A 3416-nucleotide genomic window follows, 5' to 3' on the forward strand; every position below is an offset into this window, starting at 1 on the left:
CTTCTTCTGCGTACCAGACAAAGTTATCAGCGGCACCCAGCACTTCACCTTTTGCCTCGCCCAAAGGCTTGCCCATTTCAGCAGAAATGATGCCCGCCAGTTCATCTCGATTGTTTTTTACCAGCTCGGACAAGTTGTACAAATATTTGGCGCGCTCGCGAGCAGTCAGTCGAGACCAGCTGGCAAATGCCTGATGAGCAGCGTCGATGGCCTTGTTGGCATCACGACCATCGCCGAAGGTTACTGTTCCAACTGTTTCACCTGTAGCAGGATTCGTAATCTGAATGGACTCGCCACTTTCGGCCGTTACCCATTCTCCATTAATAAACATTTGCTTGTACTCTCCCATGACATTCGCTCCTCTCACTCTCTCTCAATAGATTGGTTTTAGGGCCTCAAACGGATTTTTGCAGTGCCGGCAATACAAAATACTTCGACAAGCAGCAGGGCCAAACAAATTTTCTATTTGTGTATAGGGGGAATCACAGTAGGGACAGGCTACCTCCCATGTGTCTCCCGGTTTGAAGTCAAGCGGTGGCGGCGCGATACCAAAGCTTTTTAGCTTATCGCGAGCATCCAAGGCGATACGATCAGATGTCCAGGCTGGATCATAGACGAACGCGACCTGAACCTGATTGATTCCTTCTGCCTCCACCAGCTTTTCTGTGATGTTCTTCTTCATGATCTCGAGTGCCGGACAGCCGACAAAGGTAGGGAGAACCTCGACGTGTACGACGTCTGCCTCGACGCGCACTTTGTGAATCATCCCCATCTCCACCATGCTGATTACCGGAATTTCGGGATCCGTTACTTGCTGCAGCAGTTCCCAGCATGTCGCTTCAAGCCCTTCATGCAGTTGCAGTTCTTCTTGCGCCATGAGAGAATCACTCCTTTTTACCAGCCTGCAGCCGGATCAATGCGGTACACTTCAGACAAGGTAGCTAAAGCCTGCACCAGATCAGCAGTATGTTCACCGTGACGGCCACGCTCTTGTGGCACTCCTGGCTCACCCGGCCAGTCGAGTCCTGCTTTATCGAAAATGTCTTTAGTCAGTGCCAGCCATTTTTGTTTCAGCTGCTCTTCTTCTGCAATCAGGCCAAACTGTACGATATCGCCCTGGTTTGGTCCAAGATGAGGCAGCTCCCCGGCATCCTCCCAAACTTTTGCAATGGCTGCTTCCAGCCTCTGACGCGCATCAGCCGTACTATTCGCCAATTGCTTCAACCAAACTTGCCAGTGCATCAGATGATAGCGATGCTCTGTCATCATTTTGCGACTGACCAGCGCGAGCGGTGCGTATGACGACTGTGTCAGTGCCTCCAAGCGAACCTGCTTGTATAAGCCGTACACATAGCTGCGAACAATCGCATAAGCCCAATCGTAATGCGGATGATCGTTGTATTCGCCGTCGCCGTTTTTACGCTCTACCAAGATCGCATTGGAAAATGCCTTCGCCTCGCGCAGCTGTGCGAGATCGTCTGCTTTGCCCACTCCTAATTGCTCAAGCATTTCATAAAACATCACGGCATGGCCCATCATGTCCTGAGACATCGATGAAAAGGCCACATCTTCTTCAATATGCGGAGCCAGCCCAAGCCATTCCGATCCGCGATAAGCCAATATAAAATCGTCATCAGCAAGCTGGAACAACAGGTCGGTCAAGGCTTTTGCAAATGACGGGTTTTGTTTTGCTGCTTCCACTGTTTCTACATGTAAACGGTCGCCCATGATTGTATCCCTCCTGCTTAACTGCCGCTGCCTGCATGCTTCTGTTTTTCTTCGAACTGCTCGCGATGGTGGCGCCATCTCGACTGCAAGTCGCCGTATCCTTTGGTCTCCCGATAGCTCTTGTTATCGAGTCTTTCCAGGAAAGGACGCTCCTCTGGCGGCAGTCCAAAAATGTCGTCGCGCTTGACTACCCACAAATTAAAACAAGGCTCCCGGCGCAAAAAATTCTCCCTCGCCATACTCAGTGCAACTTCTTTATTGGGTGCCAACAAACTGAACTGTTGGACGAATGGAGCATTTACACTTTTTTGGCTGAATACCTCGTATATGAAAAAGTTTTCGCTGCTCATCCACATTCACCTACCCTACTTGTCGGCCATACGACATAATCGCGTCGCGCACCCATTTGGTTTCCTCATAAGACATTACCCGAAGATTCAGACGATGGGCGGAGCGCGGTCCGTTCCCCTTGACGATTTGCTTGAACTCTTCCCAGTCAGGCTGTTGGTAGACCCATTTGTCTTCTGCCTCGTCGAAGTAAATCGTATCGTCTGGCACAGTAAAGCCAAGGTGGAAAATACGCGGCAGATACTTTTTCAGGAATACTTGGCGCAATTCTTCATTGGTCTGTGTGCGAATCTTGTAGCGCATGTTGGCTTCCTGATTGCTCGTAATGTTCCCGATTTCCGGCGGTCCGAAAAACATCAAGAGGGCAGGCCACCAACGATGGATGGCATCCTGCAGCATTTGACGCTGTTCATTGGTGCCTTCTGCCAACTCCAAGACGATGCTCTCCCCGTGCTGGGCATGGAACTTTTCTTCCGCACAGATCCGATGCAGAGCGCGCGCGTAAGGTGCATAAGATGTATCGAGGGACATCGATTGCGTGATGATAGCCGCTCCGTCAACCAGCCAGCCAATCACACCAGCATCAGCCCAAGTAGGTGCTTCCATGTGGAATACATTGTGAAATTTCAGTCTTTTTGCAAACAAATCATTCATGATATCCTCGCGCGTCTTGCCCAATGGCTCAAGCAAGTCTTCTGCGACGCGAAGCAGCAATTGACCGTGCCCCATCTCGTCTTGGACCTTCGCCATAATCGCCAGCTTTCTGCGCAGTGTCGGGGCCTTTGGTACCCATTCTTTTTCCGGCAAGGCACCCATGATCTCACTGATGCCATGCATCGAAATCAGCTTGATCAACTGGTTGCGATAGTCGTCTGGCATCCAATCGTCTGCCTCTATTTTTTCCCCGCGATCGATTCTCGCTAAAAACGCTTCCAATTTTTCGTTTTCAGTCAGATCGGCATGTTCGAGCCTCATTTGCATGGAGAACGCCCTCCTTTTATCAGATATGCATTATGTTAAAATTATAATACGTTTTTATAACGCAATAATAACATAACGTCATACGTTTTTGCAATACGCTTACATAAGGACTCATCTATTCTCCGCGCCCAGTTATATCTGCTGCTTTTTTCAACTGCTCGGCCATTTGCCGCAGCTCTTGCATGACTGCATCCAGTTCCTGTATTCGCGTCGACTGCTGTACGCTGTGATTCATCGTCTTCTCCATTTCGCCAGTAACCGTTCCGACGAGTGCATTCATTTCATCTAATAGTTGGAAAATGCCCTTCGCTGAAGTAGCCGTCGTCTGGGAAAGCTGACGGATTTCCTCTGCGACCACG

At 49.9% G+C, this 3416-nt stretch carries 5 protein-coding genes and 1 pseudogene; all 6 read right to left on the reverse strand.

Annotated features, from left to right (window positions below; translation table 11 throughout):
- Window positions 1–349: aldehyde dehydrogenase family protein (locus tag C7R94_RS15285; protein ID WP_146142804.1), on the reverse strand; the 349-nt coding region annotated here is incomplete at its 3' end.
- Between the two features lie 24 nt (window positions 350–373).
- Complete coding sequence (paaD, locus tag C7R94_RS15290) at window positions 374–877, reverse strand: 1,2-phenylacetyl-CoA epoxidase subunit PaaD (protein WP_106782499.1); 504 nt, start codon at window positions 875–877, stop codon at window positions 374–376.
- Window positions 878–894: 17 nt separating this feature from the next.
- Window positions 895–1728, reverse strand: a complete 834-nt coding sequence (paaC, locus tag C7R94_RS15295) for a 1,2-phenylacetyl-CoA epoxidase subunit PaaC (protein ID WP_106782501.1) — start codon at window positions 1726–1728, stop codon at window positions 895–897.
- A gap of 17 nt (window positions 1729–1745) precedes the next feature.
- On the reverse strand, window positions 1746–2078 hold the full coding sequence (gene paaB / locus C7R94_RS15300; protein ID WP_106782504.1) for a 1,2-phenylacetyl-CoA epoxidase subunit PaaB: 333 nt from the start codon (window positions 2076–2078) through the stop codon (window positions 1746–1748).
- A gap of 10 nt (window positions 2079–2088) precedes the next feature.
- The gene (gene paaA / locus C7R94_RS15305) at window positions 2089–3057 is read right to left on the reverse strand and encodes a 1,2-phenylacetyl-CoA epoxidase subunit PaaA (RefSeq protein WP_106782506.1); all 969 of its coding nucleotides are present in this window, start codon (window positions 3055–3057) and stop codon (window positions 2089–2091) included.
- Between the two features lie 115 nt (window positions 3058–3172).
- Window positions 3173–3416, reverse strand: a pseudogene (locus C7R94_RS15310) (methyl-accepting chemotaxis protein); the annotation flags it as partial.

The sequence above is a fragment of the Brevibacillus sp. NRRL NRS-603 genome (assembly GCF_003013445.1).
GTDB classification, from domain to species: Bacteria; Bacillota; Bacilli; order Brevibacillales; family Brevibacillaceae; genus Brevibacillus; species Brevibacillus formosus.

Coding starts and splice junctions, on each gene's coding strand:
- paaD (WP_106782499.1), bottom strand. CDS start 877: ATGGCGCAAGAAGAACTGCAACTGCATGAAGGGCTTGAAGCGACATGC.
- paaC (WP_106782501.1), bottom strand. CDS start 1,728: ATGGGCGACCGTTTACATGTAGAAACAGTGGAAGCAGCAAAACAAAAC.
- paaB (WP_106782504.1), bottom strand. CDS start 2,078: ATGAGCAGCGAAAACTTTTTCATATACGAGGTATTCAGCCAAAAAAGT.
- paaA (WP_106782506.1), bottom strand. CDS start 3,057: ATGCAAATGAGGCTCGAACATGCCGATCTGACTGAAAACGAAAAATTG.